Below are 18192 nucleotides of genomic sequence, written 5' to 3' on the forward strand. Positions count from 1 at the left end.
CTGTTGCAGCGTTATGACGCCGGAGGTGCGTATGAAGCAATTGACCCGAATCAAGGCGAAACTGGGTGCTGGCTTGTTGTGGGCATTGTGTTCCACGGTATATGCCGCTCCACCCGCCTGGTTATCTGCCGACGCTGCCAACGAACCTCCCCAATTGCTGGTGCAAGCTCAGCTACGCGAACTGAATTACCTTCCTGAAGCCTATGTGGCGATGTTTTACCGGCAAGCGGCTGCCAGCCCAGGCAGCGACAGTAGCCAGACCATCCAGTTGCAAGTAGTGTCCGAACGCATCAGTGGTCGTGTGCTGGCTATGAACCTGTTTGATAGCGTTGGCATTCTGGTGCCCGAGGAAGAGTTCCTGGCTCTTGAAAATCGTCTGAACGCCATGGTGCGCATGCTGGATGGCAAACTGGAACGTGGTGATGCCATTGAAATCCGTTACCACCCGGACCGTGGCTCCGAAATCACGGTGCGCGGTGAGTTCAAAGGTATGTTGGCAGGCAAGGACCTGTTCGATGCGGTCAGCCAGGTCGCCATGGTGAATCCGCTGGCATCCCTGATGGAGTCTGCTGACAACGGTAGTGTTGCTCCTGTCGGCAGCCCAGCCCCCGCCGACACGCCGACGAGTATCTGATTCTCTTTATTCCTGAGTGGGGGCTGGCAAACCAGCCCTGTCTTGTCACCGCCTGAACGCAGTTGTGGCCGCGCCTGACGGATTCTGATTGTGTTTCCCTTGCTGATAACCTACGTTTCCATACGGAAACTTACAGTTGGCAAGGACGTTCCCTTCATGTTCAAAACTTCTTCGGCGACCCTGCTCGCTCTGTGTCTGGCTGGTTGTGGTGATGGTGATCCGGTAGTTCCGGTTGGCCAGGACATTTCGATCACCACCAGTTTGCAAAATGCCTCGCCATCTCTGAGCCGTGTTGACTGGTCCGGTGATGATACGGATGTTGCAAACGGTGAATCCGCTCGTGGTTCCCTGCGCAGTGATGCCGAACAGCAGTGGTTATATACTGCCACCGCCAGCGGTTATCTGACGCTGGTGCTGACGGGGCCGGAACGTGCCGACTTTGACCTTGCCGTCGAAGACCTCGACAGTGACTATAACAATGACTCCCAGAATGACGGTGCGGATGAAACCCTGATTTTGCGAGCGATTGCTGGTCACCAGTACCGGATTACGGTGAGTTCGTATTCAGGCTCCGGTGATTACCAGCTGGCGGTAGCGGCTCCATCGCGGCGGATTTTGGGGATGCACGACAAAGAATATCTGACGCTGTTTTCGTTCAGCTTTTCCGGCACCTGTACCGACTCCAACAGCTGGTACGGTGCGTATTCTCCTACTGTGTGGGAAGCCAGCAGTACGGTATTCCTTTATATAAACTTTGCCGATGGTTATGTGCGCACTCTGGATGGCACTCGCCATGGTATGAGTCGTGTGAACGAACGTGAGATGGCTGGCACCATTGAGTTTTCGGGCGATGAAATCGTGACTGAAAATGGCACTCGCTACCGCGCCCGTTTTAATGACGAGTTCCGCTTTGGTGGCTCCTTTAATAGCAACCGTTCTCGCGCGGCTCTGGATACTCGTGAAATCTATTTTGACGAGTTTACCCGCCAGTCGGATGGTGCCTGGATTCGCAGCGATTGTGATGCCAGAGGTTCTGGCCGCGCGGATTTCCTGCTCTGAGCCTCGAGTGTGGCATTGATCTGAGGGAGCTCTTTCTTTGCGTTGCTGAGTGTTGGCACAGTGAAGTCGTGTATTAAAAATACGTTTGCACAAATCTGGTGCAATATCGTTCAGCTCCGGCGTTGCCCATGTTTCTGCCAGGGTAATATCCCCAAAAACAGCATCGAGGCCCGTACGCTGTTGTTGGCTTCTTGTGGGGCAGATCGAACGCGTATTGGTAGTTCATGGTGCATTTTTGCGGACCTGTTACTGCACAAGCGTTCCGCAAAAGTCTGACAGAATCAGGTCTGGTGGGGCGTTATCGGAATTGTCAGGAGTGCGAGCCAGCTCTCGGCAAGCTGGCCTGCTTCTTGCGAATATCAGGGTATGGGGCCGGTTTCGAGGGTTCGTCCGGTTCCAAACAGTTTCAGTCTAGCCGAAACGGATGTCGGCCCCCCTTATTTCTCCGCAGCTGGGTCTTCGGGAGCTGCCGGGCAGGAAGCCTGGTGATCGATCAGCGCATTCAGACGCTGTTCAAGCTCCTCGAGACGCAGGCGTGTGCGATTCAGTACTTCCGTCTGGGCTTCAAACTCTTCCCGTGAGACCAGATTGGCTTCCTGTAACAGTTGGCCGAGCCGTGATGTGAGCATCTGGCGGGCAGGTTGGCTGAAGTCTGCCAGTGGCAGCTGATCCAGCATCTGCTGGAAACGACCGATCAGATCTTTCGGATTCATACTTTTCTCCGTTCTGGGTGCTTCATTCTGCACCGCATAAGAGCCCGAGAAGGTGCATGGCACCGTCCTGGAACCTGTCTTTGGCTATTTTTGCCTTTTCATGGTGCATCACCCCTGTGTGTCGCCCTTTTTCTGAGCTGCCTGGGTCGGGTGGCAAGACACCAAAGGCTGCGATTCTAGCAGCAAAGCCCGTAAATGCGGGGTTTTCAGAGTTGGCACGCAGGATGCTAAGGGACTTTCACAGAATTAAAACGGTGCATAAGCCCTTCCCAGGGTTATATGACTCCGGACAAGAAAGTCTAGCTTCGCTAACCGATGAAGGAAAAAACGATGAAAAAACTGTCCCAAGCGATCGTTCTGGCCAGTGCTCTGACTGCCGGCCTGGCTGCAGTTCAGTCTGTTAACGCTGAAGTATCTGCTACCGCTTCTGTGGCTACCGAATACCTGTGGCGCGGCCAGAACCTGAGCGGCACTTCTGGTGCCCCAGCGTTCTCCGGTTCCCTGGATTACGCTCACGAGTCTGGTCTGTACGCTGGCGTTTGGGCTGGCTCAGGCGATGCGGCTCTGGGTACCGAAACTGACCTGTATGTTGGTTTCGCCAACGAAGTGGAAGGTTTTGGCTACGACCTGGGTTACGTAACCTACATCTACAGTGAATCTGCTGCTGATGAGTTCGATGATGCTGCCGAATTCTACCTGGGCTTCTCCTACGACCTGGCTGGCGTGAAATTTTACAAGTCCAGCGATTCTGACGTAGATGGCCTGTACACCCTGGTGTCTCTGGACTTCGATCCAGTTGGCGTTGCCATCGGTAACACCTCTGATGTGGAAAACGAATACACCCACATCGACCTGAGCTACGCCTATAACGACAACCTGACTTTCACCTATAGCAAGATTGTTGACCAGTCTGTCGATTTTGAAGATGGCGGTCTGGATAAATCCGGTCGCTTCGTAGTGGGCTACAGCCTGCCTATCGAGCTGTAAAAGGCATACAATGGTCCGTGCCCCCGCACGGGCCATTTAATCTCCCATAAGCACTTTAGTAAGGAGTTTTCCATGAAACTCATCACTGCAGTAGTAAAGCCGTTCAAGTTGGACGACGTGCGTGAAGCTCTGTCCGAAATCGGCGTTCAGGGTATCACCGTGACCGAGGTAAAAGGATTCGGCCGTCAAAAAGGTCACACCGAGCTGTACCGTGGCGCTGAATACGTGGTGGATTTCCTGCCTAAGGTCAAGATTGAAGTGGCCGTGGCCGGCGATCTGACTGACAAGGTTATCGAAGCCATCACCAAGGCTGCCAACACCGGCAAGATCGGCGATGGCAAAATTTTCGTAACTTCTCTGGAACAGGTAGTTCGCATCCGCACCGGTGAAACCGGCGCTGACGCACTCTGATTCCTGATTCTGTAACACTGTATTTTTAAGCCTGATGCGGGGGGCTTGGAATGGAAAATAACGTATACGAATTGCAATACGCCATGGACACCTTTTATTTCCTGGTGTGTGGCGCTCTGGTTATGTGGATGGCGGCTGGTTTCGCCATGCTCGAAGCTGGTCTGGTGCGTGCCAAGAACACCACCGAAATTCTGACCAAAAACATCGCCCTGTTCGCAGTGGCCTGTACCATGTACCTGGTGTGTGGTTACTCCATCATGTACGGCGGTGGTATCTTCCTGAGCGGTATCACCGAGATCGATACTGCATCTGTTCTGTCTGATTTTGCTGCTCGTGACGGCGGCTTCCAGGGTGGTTCCATCTACTCCGGCGCTTCTGACTTCTTCTTCCAGGTTGTGTTCGTTGCAACTGCCATGTCCATCGTTTCCGGTGCAGTTGCCGAGCGTATGACCCTGTGGGCTTTCCTGGCGTTTGCCGTGGTTATGACGGGTGTGATTTACCCGGTTGAAGGCAGCTGGACCTGGGGTGCTGAAGGTCTGTTTGGTATCAACCTGGACGACAGCTTTGGCTTCAAGGACTTCGCTGGTTCAGGCATCGTTCACCTGGCAGGTGCTGCTGCTGCTCTGGCTGGTGTACTGTTGCTGGGCGCTCGTAAAGGCAAATACGGCCCTAACGGTGAAATCCGCGCTATCCCTGGTGCTAACCTGCCACTGGCTACCCTGGGTACCTTCATCCTGTGGATGGGCTGGTTCGGCTTCAACGGCGGTTCCGTTCTGAAACTGGGCGATATCGCCAGTGCTCACTCTGTTGCTGTGGTATTCATGAACACCAACGCGGCTGCTTCCGGCGGTCTGATTGGCGCGATGATCATGGCTTTCGCCCTGTTCCGCAAAGCTGACCTGACCATGGCTCTGAACGGCGCTCTGGCTGGTCTGGTTGCTATCACTGCAAGCCCAGATACCCCAACTCCACTGGTTGCTACCATCATTGGTGCTGTGGCTGGTGTACTGGTTGTGATCTCCATCCTGAGCCTGGACAAAGCCAAGATCGATGACCCGGTTGGTGCGGTTTCCGTACACGGTGTGTCTGGTTTCCTGGGCCTGATGGTGGTTCCATTTACTGCTGAAGGTACTACTTTCTTCGGCCAGTTGGCTGGTGGTCTGGCGATCTTCGTATGGGTATTCGCTGCTTCCTTCGTCGTATGGCTGGTCCTGAAGGCTGTGATGGGTCTGCGTGTATCCGAAGAAGTTGAATACGAAGGTGTCGACATCTCCGAATGTGGTATGGAAGCTTACCCTGAGTTCACCTCCAAGAGCTGAGTTCAGCGGGATTCGATCCTGACACAAAAAAGACCGGCAATTGCCGGTCTTTTTTTATTGGTCTATTACAGGGTTTGCAACCTGCGCTGGCAGGTTAACTGCGCTGCATTACGGTTTGTCGTAGAGTGCGACGTCATCACCCAGCAGGTTACGCATGCGTTTGCGTTCCAGATGTTCTTCAACAGCCCGGCGAGCGGCCAGCTTGCGCTGACTGACACTGCGGGAGTCAGTGGCTGCACCGGTAATGCCGGTGGCGGTAGCAGTAAGATCGGCAATCGCGCGATTGAATTCGGTATTCATGTCAGCAAGCTCCAGTCAGGCCAGTGTCTGACCGGAGCTTGCCAGAGTGCTGTTGCAGGTGTGTGACAGCTCAGTGAGGTGCTTCACCGTTACGCGGTGGATAGCCGACAAATTCACTGCCTTGTTCGAGACGTAACTGTTTGATGCTGCGCTTGATGGCATTGAGGTGACGGGCGAATTCCGGACCGCGGCGCTGAGTTACGGCAACCGCCAGCATATCGATGATCATCAGGTGGGCAATCCGTGACGTCATGGGCGTGAATTGCTCGGTGTCTTCTTCAATGTTGATATGAATCGGCAGGTCTGCCGCCAGACTGACCGGCGTATTGGCCGGAGCCAGGCTGACTACCTGGGCGCCGTGCTGCTGGGCCAGCGCAATCGAATGCAGCAGATCCTTGGTTCGACCACTCTGGGAGATCGCCACCACCACATCGTCCGGCCCCAGTGTTACCGCTGACATGGCTTGCATGTGGGGGTCACTGTAGGCCGCCGTTGCAACCTGCAGGCGAAAAAATTTGTGCTGGGCATCGGTGGCAACCGCACCGGAGGCTCCAAAACCGTAAAACTCGACGCGGGTCGCGCGGCTCAGGGCGGTTGCTGCCTCACCCACCTGGGTGGGCCGCAGCTGGGATTTCACCTGATGCAGGCGCTGGATGGTGGTATCGGCAATTTTTGAGCAGATGTCTTCAATGTGGTCGTCATCGGCAATGGCGAACTGGCCAATATTATTAGCAATAGCCATTTCCTGGGCGATGCGAACCTTGAACTCCTGAAAGCTGTTACAGCCAATCGCCCGGCAGAAACGCACGATGGTAGGCTCGCTGACCTGGGCCTCCTGAGCCAGATCGACGATCCGCATATGCATAACCTGTTGGGGTGAGCTCAGCACGTACTCAGCTACCTTGACTTCGGACTTGCGGAGGCTAGGGATAGCGGCGGCGATCTCGGACAGAATCGGACTGTTTGGCACAACAATACATCCGTATACATGAATTTCAGGAAAAGATTATAGAGGCAACCGTAGCAGGCGTCGCTGCAAATCTATGCTCTCCCGTGGTCCGGTGAATCTGATAAACTGCCTGCATGGACATTTCACTCATCCTCGATCAGCTCAACGACGGCCAACGCAACGCGGTGGCAGCGTCATCTCCTCACCAACTGGTACTGGCTGGCGCCGGCTCGGGCAAAACCCGGGTGCTGGTGCATCGTATCGCCTGGCTTCTGAAGGTAGAAAACGTCTCACCTTTTGCGGTGATGGCGGTGACCTTCACCAACAAGGCCGCGCGCGAAATGAAAGGCCGTCTGGAACAGATTCTGGAAGTACCCGCCAATGGTATGTGGGTTGGTACGTTCCATGGTCTGGCGCACCGTTTGCTGAAGCAGCACTGGCGCGAAGCGCGCTTGCCGCAGCACTTTCAGGTGCTCGACAGCGACGACCAGCAGCGGCTGATCAAGCGTCTGATGAAAGACAACAACATCGACGACAGCCGTTTCCCGCCGAAACAGGTGCAGTGGTTCATCAACGCCCAGAAGGACGAAGGTCGACGGGCGGCCCATGTGATTCCATCCGCAGACCCGTTTATGGCGACCCTGCAGCAGCTCTACCAGTGGTATGAGGACAACTGCCAGCAGAACGGTATGGTCGATTTTGGCGAGATTCTGCTGCGCGCCCATGAGTTGTGGCTGCACAATCCGGAGCTGCTGGCGCATTACCAGCAGCGCTTCCGCAATATTCTGGTGGATGAGTTCCAGGACACCAACAACATCCAGTACGCCTGGATCCGGTTGCTCGCTGGCAACTCGGTATCCGTGATGGCCGTTGGCGATGACGATCAGTCCATTTACGGCTGGCGGGGTGCCAACATCGGCAACATCCGCGCTTTCCAGCAGGACTTTCCCGGTGCCGAACTGATCAAGCTGGAACAGAACTATCGTTCGACCGGCAATATTCTGGCAGCCGCCAACGCGGTGATTGCCAACAACCAGGGCCGTCTGGGCAAGGAATTACGCACCGACGGTGAGCCTGGCAGCAAAATTCTTCTGTACCGTGCCTTTAACGAGCAGGACGAAGCCCGTTACATCGCCGATCTGGTCGATAAATGGCACCGCAAGGGCCGTGAACGTCGCGAGATGGCGGTGTTGTACCGTTCCAATGCCCAGTCTCGCACCCTTGAAGAAGCCATGTTGCGAGCCGGTATCCCGTATCACATCTATGGTGGCCAGCGCTTTTATGAGCGTTTGGAAATCAAGAACGCCACAGCCTATCTGCGGCTGTTGCTGAACCGTAATGACGATGCCGCCATGGAGCGGGTGATCAACGTTCCGGCCCGAGCCATTGGTGAAAAAACCCTCGATATTCTGCGCAGTTTTGCCCGTGATCAGGGCTACTCCCTGTGGCAGGCCGCCCGCGACGTGGTGGATCGGGATTTGCTGCCCAAACGTGCCGGTGGGGCGGTGGCGTCCTTCCTCGATCTGGTTGATGAATTGGCGGTGGGTGCTGAAGAAGCCGAGTTACATACTCTGGTTGAGCATGTTATTCACCAGAGTGGCCTGATTGAATTCCATCGCAAGGAAAAGGGCGAAAAAGGTCAGGCCCGGGTCGAAAACCTTGAAGAACTGGTCAACGCTGCCCGCAGTTTTGCCAGCGAGGATAACGAAGACGGTAGTCCGCTGGCACAGTTTCTCGATCGTGCCGCGCTGGATGCCGGTGATGGCCAGGCCGATGAATACGAAGATGCCGTGCAGATGATGACCCTGCACTCTGCCAAGGGCCTTGAGTTCCCGCAGGTAGTGGTGTGTGGCATGGAAGAAGGTCTGTTCCCGCACAAGATGTCGATGGACGATGCCGATGGCCTCGAAGAAGAGCGTCGTCTGGCCTACGTGGGTATCACTCGTGCCATGGAACAGCTGATTATGACGTTGGCGGAAAGTCGCCGTTTGTACGGTCAGGAAAGTTTTGCCACACCATCGCGGTTTATTCGTGAAATTCCGACCGATCTGGTCGACGAGGTACGTCTGCGCAATAGCGTCACCTTGCCGTTGTCAGCGCGTGAAAAGCCAAAGATGACATCAATGTCAGGAAAACCGATTGTGGACCAGACCTGGCCGTTTGCGCTGGGCCAGCGGGTATTTCACGAGATGTTCGGGGAGGGCACGGTGCTGCAATACGAGGGGCAGGGCAACGGGCTGCGAATTCAGGTCAATTTTGATGACGCCGGCAGCAAATGGCTGGTAGCGGCTTACGCCAAACTCACAACACCGGACCAGTACTTCTGATCCGGCATCAGTGACCCATCAACGTGGCACCCGGCGGATTCGACCGTTATCGTCGATAGCCACGTACACAAATACGGCATCAACTACCTTGCGGCGTTCGTGTTCGTTGGGGTTCTGGGTCCAGACCTCAATCGCAATGCGAATAGATGAGGAGCCGATTTCCAGCAGACGAGTGTAGAAACATACGGCGGCGCCAATGCGAATCGGGGACATGAACACCACGGATTCCAGTGCCACGTTGGCAATACGGCCCTGGGCCACGCGGGCGGCAACGGTTTCAGCAGCATGATCCATCTGGGCCACAACCCAGCCACCGCTGATATCACCATGGATGTTTGATTCGCCCCGCGTGGGGATCAATCGTAACGTCAACTCCCCTTCGGGCGACGGCTCGCAATCATCTTTCGATTTGGCTCGCATACAGGTCAGACCTTGTTTGAATTATTTGGTCGCAGTTTACTGCTTTTTGCTCGTTGACAACACCAGCGTTTTGGGATTTGTGACCATGTGTTCGTTAATCGTCAACCTTGTCGGGCGAGATAAATTTCGCGCAACGGGGGCCTCAAAAAGAAAATTATGGCAGAATTGCGCCGCCGTCATGAAACTGAAACATTACTGCAATAAAAAGGCTGCGAGTCAGTTGATTTGCAGCATCCCATGTTTCGTTCAGGTGCTGTTATTCAACGGAGTTTGTTTACTGAATTTCCTGATTAGGGTAACTGTATGAAACACATTGTCGCCGCTGGTGTTGTGCTGCTGGCTTCTGCCGTAAGTTCCGTTGCTTCTGCTGAGCGTAGCTACATCAGCATCGTAGGCTCTTCCACTGTATATCCGTTCTCTACCGTTGTAGCTGAGCGTTTTGGCAAGGCTTCCGGTTTCAAGACTCCTAAAGTTGAGTCTACTGGTACTGGCGGCGGTCTGAAACTGTTCTGCTCCGGTGTAGGCGAAGCAACTCCAGACATCACCAACGCTTCCCGTCCAATCAAGGATTCCGAGAAGCAACTGTGTGCTTCCAACGGCGTGAAAGAAATCGTTGAAGTAACCATCGGTTACGACGGTATCGTGCTGGCCAACGCTGCATCTTCTCCACGTATGGAGCTGAGCGTGAAGGACATCTTCCTGGCTCTGGCCAAGGTTGTTCCATCTGCTGATGGCAAATCCCTGATCGAAAACCCATACAAAACCTGGAAAGACGTTAACCCGGCTCTGCCAAACGTTGCCATCAAGGTAATGGGCCCACCACCAACTTCCGGTACCCGTGACGCGTTTGCTGAACTGGCGATGGAAGGCGGCTGCTCTCAGATCCCAATGATCAAGGAAATGAAAGCAACCAACGAAGAAAAATTCAAAGCCGTATGTATGGGCGTTCGTGAAGACGGCGCTTACATCGAAGCTGGCGAAAACGACAACCTGATCGTTCAAAAGCTGGGTGCTGATCCAGAATCTTTCGGTATCTTCGGTTACAGCTTCCTGGAACAGAATGCTGACAAGGTACAAGGCTCCAAGATCAACGGCGTTGAACCAACCTTCGATGCGATCGTTGCTGCTGAATACCCGGTTAGCCGTTCCCTGTATTTCTACGTCAAAAAAGCTCACGTTGGCGTAATCCCTGGTATCCAGGAATACCTGGCTGAATTCACCTCTGCAAAAGCAATGGGTGAAGAAGGCTATCTGGCCGACAAAGGCATGATCCCGCTGACTGAAGCGGACCGTGCCAAGGTAGAAGCTTCTACCAAGGCTCTGCAGACCATCGGTATGTAATGTACCGATCCCGGTCACGGAAGTCCGGGTAATCTGACAGTCAATTGCAAGCCGCAGATCCATGTCTGCGGTTTGCGTTTAAGTGAGTCCCACAAAAAACGTTTTATCAGGCCGGAACTATGACCCATGGCGTCTTGCTGATTGTCGTATCCCTGCTGTTTGTAGTGGCCTATTGGCTCGGCAAACAACGGGCGCGAACCACTGCTGCTGAAGGTAGCAAACTGAACTCCCTGCCCGAGCACTACGGCTCGCTGGTTGCTCTCTGGACTGCCTTGCCTGGTCTGGTTCTGTTATTGCTGTGGTCCCTGGTTGAGGGCCCGGTGGTTGATAATCTCCTGATTAACAAGCTGCCAGCGGAAACCCAACAACAGGGTGGTACTGCCATCCACCTGGCCTTGAGCAAGGTACATAACCTCGCCAATGGTGCCCAGGTAGCGGAAGACCCACTGCTGATGCCGGCGGTGCAACATCTGCTGGATCTGCAAGAGCGTACTCTGCTGCTGAGCAGTGGTATCGTACTGGCACTGGCGCTGGCGGGTATGGCCATCGTCTGGCGTCGTATTCACCCGGACCTGCGTGCGCGTACCGAGGTGGAAGGCATTATTCGCGGCATGCTGTTCTGCAGCTCCGCCATCGCCGTACTGACAACTGTCGGTATTCTGTCCAGTGTTGTGTTCGAATCCTGGCAGTTCTTCGGCAAGATCAGTCCGATTGAATTCCTGTTTGGTACCAGCTGGTCACCACAGATTGCCCTGCGCCCGGACCAATCCGGCTCTTCTGGCAGTTTTGGTGCTATCCCGCTGTTCACCGGCACCTTGCTGATTTCCCTGATCGCCATGCTGATTGCTGTGCCGGTTGGTCTGATGTCCGCCATTTATCTGTCTGAGTATGCACACTACCGCGTACGTCAGTTCGCCAAGCCAGCTCTGGAAATCCTGGCTGGTATCCCGACTGTGGTGTACGGCTTCTTTGCGGCTCTGAGTGTTGCACCATTTATCCGTGAGTCCGGTGCAGGCATGGGCCTGGAAGTGTCCTCGGAAAGTGCGCTGGCCGCCGGCCTGGTCATGGGCGTAATGATTATTCCATTTGTGTCATCGCTGTCGGATGACGTGATCAACGCGGTTCCACAGTCCCTGCGTGATGGCAGTTATGGCCTGGGTGGCACTCGCAGTGAAACTGTATGGCAGGTGGTACTGCCGGCTGCTTTGCCTGGTATCGTCGGCGCCATCATGCTGGCGGTTTCCCGTGCGATTGGTGAAACCATGATTGTAGCGATGGCTGCCGGTCTGGCCGCCAACCTCACCGCTAACCCGCTGGACAGCGTCACCACGGTAACCGTCCAGATCGTAACCCTGCTGGTGGGCGACCAGGAATTCGATTCACCAAAAACCCTGGCGGCGTTTGCCCTTGGTCTGGTGCTGTTCCTTGTAACCCTGAGTCTGAACTTTGTTGCCTTGAAAGTGGTACAGAAGTACCGGGAGCAATATGACTGATCAACAACTGACAACCCGCGCCAAGGTTGAACGTAGTATGACGCGTCGGCGTCGTGCCGAAATGCGCTTCCGCGCCTACGGTGTGATGTCGATTGCGTTTGGCCTGCTGTGCCTGGTGGTTCTGTTTTCCAATATTCTTGGTCAGGGCCTGTCGACCTTCCGTCAGACCGTGCTGGAAGTAAACCTTCACATTGATGGCGATGCCCTGGGGATTTCCCGTCAGTCCAGCGAGGCTGAGATCTCGGCGGCTGATTATGAAACCCTGCTGAAGAATTTCATGCGGGAAAAAGCTGGCGCCACCAGCCGTGACGATCGTCGCCTGGCAGGGACGCTCGTCAGTGTCGGCGCGCCATGGCAGATTCGTGATGCCGTGCTGGCCAACACCGATGTGATTGGAGATCACCTGCGTCTGGAAATCATCATGGATGACGACGTTGACCAGTGGTACAAGCATGATCGTGATATCGGTCAGCCTGGTCGTCTCAAGGATAACCAGATCAAGTGGCTGGAAAGCTGGATTGCCGATGGTTCATTGCACACTCGCTTTAACACCACCTTCTTTGTGAATGGTGATTCCCGTGAGCCTGAGCTGGCGGGTATTCGTGGTGCGATAGCCGGTTCCCTGCTTACCATGCTGGTAACCTTCCTGCTGTCGTTCCCGATTGGTGTGGCGGCGGCGATTTATCTGGAAGAGTTTGCGCCACGTAACCGTATGACCGAGATTGTGGAAATCAACATCAACAACCTCGCAGCTGTACCGAGTATTACGTTTGGTCTGCTGGGTCTGGCGATTTTTATCGGTCTGTTTGGTGTGGCCCGTTCGACCCCTCTGGTGGGTGGTCTGGTGCTGACCCTGATGACCCTGCCAACCATCATTATTTCCGGCCGTGCCGCGATCAAGGCGGTGCCGCCGTCGATTCGTGAAGCCGCGTTGGGTCTGGGTGCATCCCGTATGCAGATGGTGTTCCACCACGTTCTGCCTCTGGCTCTGCCAGGCATGCTGACCGGTACTATCATCGGTATGGCGCAGGCGCTGGGTGAAACCGCACCACTGCTGATGGTAGGTATGATCGCGTTTGTGGTCGATGTTCCGAACTTCATCAGTGACCCGGCGACCGTGCTGCCAGTACAGATTTTTCTGTGGTCCGACAGCCCGGAACGTGCGTTTACAGAGAGAACCTCAGGTGCCATTATCGTTTTGCTGGCATTCCTGATCGTTATGAACACCGCCGCTGTTTGGCTGCGTCGTCGCCTTGAGCGACGTTGGTAAAAGTATTCTGGCTCTGGCCAGTGTCTGAGACAGGAATATCGGGAGCTTCTGATGCCGATTATCAAAGACCACAAGACTGACGGTTTGCCCTTCAGTGACAGTCCGAAGTTGAAAGCACGTAACGTCAACGTATTTTATGGCGAGAAACAGGCCATTTATGACGTTAGCCTCGACATCGGTGCCAATGAAGTTATTGCCCTGATCGGCCCGTCCGGCTGTGGCAAGTCCACGTTCCTGCGTTGTCTGAATCGCATGAACGACACCATCGAAATCTGCCGCGTGGATGGTCAAATCCTGCTGGACGATGACGATATTTATGGCTCAAAAGTCGACGTGGTGCCGCTGCGCGCTCGCGTGGGCATGGTGTTCCAGAAACCGAACCCGTTCCCGAAATCGATTTTTGACAATGTGGCGTATGGCCCACGTATTCACGGTCTGGTTGAACACCGTGATGAATTGCATGAGATTGTGGAAAACAGTCTCAAGCGTGCTGGTCTGTGGAACGAAGTGAAAGATCGTCTGCATGCGCCAGGCACCGGTTTGTCCGGTGGTCAGCAGCAGCGTCTGTGTATCGCTCGTACCATCGCTGTGGATCCGGAAGTGATCCTGATGGACGAACCGTGCTCGGCACTTGACCCGATCGCAACCGCCAAGATCGAAGAACTGATCGATGAGCTGCGCGAGAACTATACTATTGCTATCGTGACGCACTCCATGCAGCAAGCCGCGCGTGTTTCTCAACGCACCGCTTACTTCCACATGGGTCAGCTGATCGAAGTAAACCCGACGGATCTGGTCTTCACGACCCCTCAGCATTCCCTGACTGAGGCCTATATCACTGGCCGCTTCGGCTAATTTTGGAGGTACATGTATGGAAATGAACTTCAGCCAGCACATCTCCGGCCAGTTCAATACCGATCTGGAAGCCATTCGCAGCCATATGATGGCCATGGGCGGGCTGGTTGAACGGCAGGTAGCCAACGCCATTGAAGCCATCACCTCCGGTGATACCAGTCCGGCTGACGAAATCATTCGTCGCGAAGACGACGTGGATCGTATGGAAGTGGCGATTGATCGTGAATGCACCCAGATTCTGGTGCGTCGTCAGCCAGCCGCTTCGGACCTGCGTATGGTTCTGGCCGTATCCCGCGTGGTGCGTGACCTCGAGCGTATTGGTGACGAAGCCCAGAAGATCGCTTTCCACGCGCTGGAGATCGGTGGCAGCGCCAACTCCGGTTTTTGCCAGCAAGCGATCCGTTACATGGGTGCGGAAGTCTGCAAGATGATCTCCGGTGCTCTGGATGCCTTTGCCCGTCACGACGTGGATGGCGCGATTGACGTGGTTCGTCATGACAAGCTGGTCGACCAGCAGTACTCAGCCGCCCTGCGCGAACTGATTACTTACATGATGGAAGACCCACGTTCCATTGGCCAGGCGATCAACATCCTGTGGATCTTGCGCGCAATTGAGCGTATCGGTGACCATGCCCGTAACATTTCCGAACAGGTTATTTACGTGGTAAGTGGTGCCGACGTGCGTCACTCTTCCCTGACTGAAATGGAAGAGCGTGCACATCCGGATAACGCCGCTGAAGACTGATTTTGTGGGCGTTTTCTGAAAAAAGCGGTTGACCTTGATCGCTTTGATCTATAGAATTAGCGCCCATCAAAGCCGGTATAGCTCAGTTGGTAGAGCAACTGACTTGTAATCAGTAGGTCCAGGGTTCGATTCCTTGTGCCGGCACCAGATAAGTACAAAAGGCCCGTAGAGCAATCTACGGGCCTTTTGTCGTTTCAGGGCATCGTTTTTTCATGACGTTTTGCCGCCAGTCTGTCAACAGGTTCCATCTTTCTGCTACCGGTTTTACATCGGCTGTTTGCTAGGGACCCTCTGAATAACTCGGTGCCCGCTCTGGCTTATCGGGATGGCGATGAATCACGAAGCCGGTTTGATGGCATAGCGGGCTACGTCAAAAACCGGCGACACCGAGTCATCGCCATCCCGAAAGCCCCGAAGGGCGCGGGCTGCAGCGCATTTGAGCGGTGTTGACGAACTTGAAAAGGACTTGTCATTTCGCTGCGTTCGTCGCCTTGCTCACACGCGCTGCAGCGCTCGCGCAGAGCTGTGCAGAGTTATTCAGAGTGTCCCTAGCATTCAGGGCTCAATCTGCATGCATCGAGGATCGTGCAGGGTAAATGGGAGCAACAACCGATAGTATGTGGCAGACTCTTGCAGGCTTCTTACGCCCGTTTAACAGCGATATTGCCCTGGCATGGGTAGCAACCCTGCTGGTGATCTATGGCGACAGCATCAACGGCTTTGTACGCAATCTGGTTCGAAGGCAGATGGTGGTGGTACGGATTCTGGTGTTTATTGCGCTGTGTACGTTCGGGTATGGCGCATTAACGGTGTGGGTAGTGCCGTTTGTGGCCCGATTTCTGAGTCATCAGCCAGCGAATCTGTATGTGATTCTGGTGGTGGGGGGATTTGTGTTGCTGGGGATAATGGCGGAGCGTTTTAACCGGCGCTGAAAAAATTAAGGCGGCTGGTACATCCTGTCCGAGCCGCCGCAGCACCCTGGAATCATCCGGATTCCAAGCATCATCCATGGTCAATCCTTTGAAGAAATTCCCTTGGCGTCCTTCGCCAATGTCATCCGTGGCATTTCGATCAGCCTCCCTGGCTGACTCCTTCAATTCTGAAGTCCTTGCGTATCCATTCTGGCGATCCTGCCAGTCGACATCCTGTCGTTTGCTATCCCTGTCATCCTCTCATTCCCGTGTGTCACTCCTGTGACACCTTGCTTCATTCCTGAAGCGTCTTCCTTGCTGACCTCTCCTGGTCGGCTGTGCATCCTGCGCAGCCTTGCTATCCCTGCCGCCGACTTCCCGTCGGTGTTCCTCTCCTGTGGCATTCCGGTTGCCGATCATCCCTGGCGATCCGTGCGGCTCCTGCCTCCTGATCGTTATCCGTAACGCTCCTGTCCGATTATTGATCACCCTGACCATCACAATCATTCCATCTGGCCTCCCCGTCCGGGGAAGTTATCGTCCTGATGAGATAACTTTACCAAAGTAAATCGATGAAAAAGGGCTGTTACCAACCGGAATACTTGTTAACGTAATGCAATGAATTTATTAAACTGTTTAAAAACAATGGCTTATGTTTTTTGGTGGTAAAACAGGCGAGGATTTTGAGGTGATATGCCGATATTTCGCAGTTGCTTGTAAGACATGTCTTACAAGGATCGGGAGAAAAGTCTTACGGCAGGATTGTTGGACGATTTGCGCTTGTGAGACGCTGATTTCTGTAACGGTTTGCCCGCGGGAGGATTAAACCACAAATGCGGTATTCATCCGACACCGGAGTTTCGGAGTTGATCAGCTGGAGGGGAAGAATGTGAGCGCAAAAATGCCGACTCTGAAAAGAAATAAGGCGGCTGTACATCCTGTCCGAGCCGCCGCAGTACGCTGAAACCGGGAGATTTCAGTGATCTTCCGTGGTTAGTCCTTTAACAAATATCCCTTGCTGTCCGTTTCCTGTGTCATCCGTGGCGTTTCGATCAGCCTTCCTGGCTGTATCCTTCGATTATGAAGTCCTTGTTTATCCCTTCTGGCTACCTTGCCAATCGACATCCTGTCGTGTGAGTCTCTGCATCCTCTCATCCCTGTGTGTCACTCCTGTGACACTGCACATCATCCCTGAATCTGCCTCCTGGCTACCGTCCTGGTCACTCCTGTGACATCGTCCTGGTCGTCCCTGAGATTCCTGTGCCTGCCTGGCTGACCGCTCCTGGTCGGCTGTGCATCCTGCGCAGCCTTGCTATCCCTGCCGCCGACTTCCCGTCGGTGTTCCTCTCCTGTGGCATTCCGATTGCCGATCATCCCTGTACGATCCGTGTGGCTCCTGCCTCCTGATCGTCGTCCTGACGCTCCTGCCCGATTGCTGACCAGCCTGGCCATCACAATCATTCCTTCTGGTCTTGTCGTCCTGACAAGTCATCGTCCTGATGTGTGTTCACTTTACCTGAATGTAAGTATTTGTGGGGGGATGGCGTCAGCACTGAAGTCGCCAAAAACAGAGATGAGAAAAATAAAACCTATATAAATCAAATGGTTGCTATTTTTCTTGGTATAAAAAGGAGATTAACCAGAGGTGATAACACGAGATTTCGTATGCCCTTGTAAGAGATGTCTTACAAGGGCGAGGGAGACTGTCTGTCAGGGGAGCTTGCGGACGCTGCTGCGACCATTGATCTGGCGCGAAAATGCCTGTGGATCGAGCAGTTCACCGCCCTCGCTGATCGCAGGATAGGCGAGGTTGTATTTGCGGCAGAGCTTGGTCACGGTCGGCTGGCACCATTCAAAAAACAGTTGCTGGCGACGTTCTTCTGGCAAACGTGGCTGATCGAGCATGCCTGCACGCTGACGCTGGCGTAGTGCTTCTGACAGGATAATGGCCGCTGCTACCGATACGTTTAACGACTGTACCATACCACACATAGGGATGATCAGATGCTGGTCGGCAAGGTCGGATGCTTCCTGACTGATACCTTCCCATTCCGCGCCCAGCAGCAGTGCTGTTGGTTGGGTAAAATCGTAGTCGCGGTAATCTATAGCGCTGTCGCTCAGGTGGGCGGCACAGACGCGGAAGCCGCTGTCTTTCAGATGCTGGATGGCGGTTGGGGTATCCGGGTGACTGTTCACCGTTACCCAGCTGTCGGAGCCTGCAGCGGATGCTGATTTGAGGCGATATTCGGATTCTGGCGAAATGTAGTGAACGTCCTGGATGGCAAAGGCGTCACAGGTACGGGCAATGGCCGACAGGTTGTGAGCCTTGTAGAGCTGATCCATCACTACGGTCAGATCCGGCTGGCGCTTGTTGAGGGTGCTGGTAATACGTTCCAGACGCTCGGGTGTCATGAGCGGTATCTCTTGTCGTGTTGGAATAAGAAAGGCCGGTATTGTA

Annotated in this window: 18 protein-coding genes and 1 tRNA gene; 14 read left to right on the forward strand and 5 right to left on the reverse strand. The window is 54.4% G+C overall.

The window, feature by feature from the left end; translation table 11 throughout:
• Positions 1 to 31: 31 nt before the first annotated feature.
• Both OUO13_RS10895 and OUO13_RS10900 read left to right on the forward strand, forming a co-directional pair.
• Positions 32 to 634, forward strand: coding sequence for a chalcone isomerase family protein (locus OUO13_RS10895; protein WP_283173916.1), 603 nt, complete (start codon positions 32 to 34; stop codon positions 632 to 634).
• A gap of 156 nt (positions 635 to 790) precedes the next feature.
• Positions 791 to 1693: a hypothetical protein gene (locus tag OUO13_RS10900; RefSeq protein ID WP_283173917.1), complete on the forward strand. Its 903-nt coding sequence runs from the start codon at positions 791 to 793 to the stop codon at positions 1691 to 1693.
• 437 nt (positions 1694 to 2130) lie between these two features.
• On the opposite strand, the gene OUO13_RS10905 is transcribed toward OUO13_RS10900, so the two are convergent.
• Entirely contained in the window at positions 2131 to 2406 is a 276-nt protein-coding gene (locus OUO13_RS10905) for an accessory factor UbiK family protein (protein WP_283173918.1), read from the reverse strand.
• Between the two features lie 315 nt (positions 2407 to 2721).
• On the opposite strand from OUO13_RS10905, the gene OUO13_RS10910 reads away from it, so the two are divergent.
• From OUO13_RS10910 to OUO13_RS10920, 3 genes are all read left to right on the forward strand, one after another.
• The gene (locus OUO13_RS10910) at positions 2722 to 3393 is read left to right on the forward strand and encodes a TorF family putative porin (RefSeq protein ID WP_283173919.1); all 672 of its coding nucleotides are present in this window, start codon (positions 2722 to 2724) and stop codon (positions 3391 to 3393) included.
• A gap of 72 nt (positions 3394 to 3465) precedes the next feature.
• The gene (gene glnK / locus OUO13_RS10915; protein WP_283173920.1) at positions 3466 to 3804 is read left to right on the forward strand and encodes a P-II family nitrogen regulator; all 339 of its coding nucleotides are present in this window, start codon (positions 3466 to 3468) and stop codon (positions 3802 to 3804) included.
• A gap of 50 nt (positions 3805 to 3854) precedes the next feature.
• Positions 3855 to 5123 carry an ammonium transporter gene (locus OUO13_RS10920; RefSeq protein ID WP_283173921.1) on the forward strand — a complete coding sequence of 423 codons (1269 nt, stop codon included), beginning with the start codon at positions 3855 to 3857 and terminating at the stop codon, positions 5121 to 5123.
• A 108-nt stretch (positions 5124 to 5231) separates the two neighbouring features.
• Here OUO13_RS10920 and OUO13_RS10925 read toward each other — a convergent pair whose 3' ends face one another.
• Complete coding sequence (locus OUO13_RS10925) at positions 5232 to 5423, reverse strand: PA3496 family putative envelope integrity protein (protein ID WP_283173922.1); 192 nt, start codon at positions 5421 to 5423, stop codon at positions 5232 to 5234.
• Between the two features lie 70 nt (positions 5424 to 5493).
• Positions 5494 to 6393, reverse strand: coding sequence for a MurR/RpiR family transcriptional regulator (locus tag OUO13_RS10930; RefSeq protein ID WP_283173923.1), 900 nt, complete (start codon positions 6391 to 6393; stop codon positions 5494 to 5496).
• A 113-nt stretch (positions 6394 to 6506) separates the two neighbouring features.
• Between OUO13_RS10930 and uvrD the strand changes: the two genes are divergently transcribed.
• A complete protein-coding gene (gene uvrD, locus OUO13_RS10935; protein WP_283173924.1) occupies positions 6507 to 8699 on the forward strand; it encodes a DNA helicase II in 2193 nt (730 codons plus the stop codon).
• 18 nt (positions 8700 to 8717) lie between these two features.
• Here uvrD and OUO13_RS10940 read toward each other — a convergent pair whose 3' ends face one another.
• Positions 8718 to 9119, reverse strand: a complete 402-nt coding sequence (locus OUO13_RS10940; RefSeq protein ID WP_283173925.1) for an acyl-CoA thioesterase — start codon at positions 9117 to 9119, stop codon at positions 8718 to 8720.
• Between the two features lie 303 nt (positions 9120 to 9422).
• Here OUO13_RS10940 and OUO13_RS10945 point away from each other — a divergent pair, with 303 nt between their 5' ends.
• The 8 genes from OUO13_RS10945 to OUO13_RS10980 all read left to right on the forward strand — a co-directional run bounded on the left by OUO13_RS10945 (position 9423) and on the right by OUO13_RS10980 (position 17141).
• Positions 9423 to 10460 (forward strand): substrate-binding domain-containing protein, encoded by a 1038-nt coding sequence (locus OUO13_RS10945; protein WP_283173926.1) that lies wholly within the window; start codon positions 9423 to 9425, stop codon positions 10458 to 10460.
• A 119-nt stretch (positions 10461 to 10579) separates the two neighbouring features.
• Entirely contained in the window at positions 10580 to 11953 is a 1374-nt protein-coding gene (pstC, locus tag OUO13_RS10950; RefSeq protein ID WP_283173927.1) for a phosphate ABC transporter permease subunit PstC, read from the forward strand.
• Positions 11946 to 13223 (forward strand): phosphate ABC transporter permease PstA, encoded by a 1278-nt coding sequence (pstA, locus tag OUO13_RS10955; RefSeq protein WP_283173928.1) that lies wholly within the window; start codon positions 11946 to 11948, stop codon positions 13221 to 13223. The genes pstC and pstA overlap by 8 nt, the downstream gene beginning before the upstream one ends.
• Positions 13224 to 13274: 51 nt before the next feature.
• Positions 13275 to 14078: a phosphate ABC transporter ATP-binding protein PstB gene (gene pstB, locus OUO13_RS10960; protein ID WP_283173929.1), complete on the forward strand. Its 804-nt coding sequence runs from the start codon at positions 13275 to 13277 to the stop codon at positions 14076 to 14078.
• A gap of 16 nt (positions 14079 to 14094) precedes the next feature.
• Positions 14095 to 14823 carry a phosphate signaling complex protein PhoU gene (gene phoU, locus OUO13_RS10965; RefSeq protein ID WP_283173930.1) on the forward strand — a complete coding sequence of 243 codons (729 nt, stop codon included), beginning with the start codon at positions 14095 to 14097 and terminating at the stop codon, positions 14821 to 14823.
• 71 nt (positions 14824 to 14894) lie between these two features.
• Positions 14895 to 14970: transfer RNA gene (locus OUO13_RS10970), tRNA-Thr, on the forward strand.
• 470 nt (positions 14971 to 15440) lie between these two features.
• A complete protein-coding gene (locus tag OUO13_RS10975; RefSeq protein ID WP_283173931.1) occupies positions 15441 to 15755 on the forward strand; it encodes a DUF3392 family protein in 315 nt (104 codons plus the stop codon).
• 1239 nt (positions 15756 to 16994) lie between these two features.
• Positions 16995 to 17141 (forward strand): hypothetical protein, encoded by a 147-nt coding sequence (locus OUO13_RS10980; protein ID WP_283173932.1) that lies wholly within the window; start codon positions 16995 to 16997, stop codon positions 17139 to 17141.
• Positions 17142 to 17444: 303 nt separating this feature from the next.
• Here the strand turns inward: OUO13_RS10980 and trmH are convergent, their stop codons facing one another.
• Positions 17445 to 18146: a tRNA (guanosine(18)-2'-O)-methyltransferase TrmH gene (gene trmH, locus OUO13_RS10985; protein WP_283173933.1), complete on the reverse strand. Its 702-nt coding sequence runs from the start codon at positions 18144 to 18146 to the stop codon at positions 17445 to 17447.
• Positions 18147 to 18192 lie beyond the last annotated feature (46 nt).

This window comes from Parathalassolituus penaei (genome assembly GCF_026626885.1).
GTDB classification, from domain to species: domain Bacteria; phylum Pseudomonadota; class Gammaproteobacteria; order Pseudomonadales; family Oceanobacteraceae; genus Oceanobacter; species Oceanobacter penaei.

Excerpts from the sequence above, each read along its gene's own strand:
- OUO13_RS10920 (WP_283173921.1), top strand. The coding sequence starts at position 3,855 with ATGGAAAATAACGTATACGAATTGCAATACGCCATGGACACCTTTTAT.
- OUO13_RS10925 (WP_283173922.1), bottom strand. The coding sequence starts at position 5,423 with ATGAATACCGAATTCAATCGCGCGATTGCCGATCTTACTGCTACCGCC.
- OUO13_RS10945 (WP_283173926.1), top strand. The coding sequence starts at position 9,423 with ATGAAACACATTGTCGCCGCTGGTGTTGTGCTGCTGGCTTCTGCCGTA.
- OUO13_RS10975 (WP_283173931.1), top strand. The coding sequence starts at position 15,441 with ATGTGGCAGACTCTTGCAGGCTTCTTACGCCCGTTTAACAGCGATATT.
- pstA (WP_283173928.1), top strand. The coding sequence starts at position 11,946 with ATGACTGATCAACAACTGACAACCCGCGCCAAGGTTGAACGTAGTATG.
- phoU (WP_283173930.1), top strand. The coding sequence starts at position 14,095 with ATGGAAATGAACTTCAGCCAGCACATCTCCGGCCAGTTCAATACCGAT.
- OUO13_RS10895 (WP_283173916.1), top strand. The coding sequence starts at position 32 with ATGAAGCAATTGACCCGAATCAAGGCGAAACTGGGTGCTGGCTTGTTG.
- OUO13_RS10905 (WP_283173918.1), bottom strand. The coding sequence starts at position 2,406 with ATGAATCCGAAAGATCTGATCGGTCGTTTCCAGCAGATGCTGGATCAG.
- uvrD (WP_283173924.1), top strand. The coding sequence starts at position 6,507 with ATGGACATTTCACTCATCCTCGATCAGCTCAACGACGGCCAACGCAAC.
- pstC (WP_283173927.1), top strand. The coding sequence starts at position 10,580 with ATGACCCATGGCGTCTTGCTGATTGTCGTATCCCTGCTGTTTGTAGTG.
- OUO13_RS10940 (WP_283173925.1), bottom strand. The coding sequence starts at position 9,119 with ATGCGAGCCAAATCGAAAGATGATTGCGAGCCGTCGCCCGAAGGGGAG.
- OUO13_RS10910 (WP_283173919.1), top strand. The coding sequence starts at position 2,722 with ATGAAGGAAAAAACGATGAAAAAACTGTCCCAAGCGATCGTTCTGGCC.
- glnK (WP_283173920.1), top strand. The coding sequence starts at position 3,466 with ATGAAACTCATCACTGCAGTAGTAAAGCCGTTCAAGTTGGACGACGTG.
- OUO13_RS10900 (WP_283173917.1), top strand. The coding sequence starts at position 791 with ATGTTCAAAACTTCTTCGGCGACCCTGCTCGCTCTGTGTCTGGCTGGT.
- trmH (WP_283173933.1), bottom strand. The coding sequence starts at position 18,146 with ATGACACCCGAGCGTCTGGAACGTATTACCAGCACCCTCAACAAGCGC.
- pstB (WP_283173929.1), top strand. The coding sequence starts at position 13,275 with ATGCCGATTATCAAAGACCACAAGACTGACGGTTTGCCCTTCAGTGAC.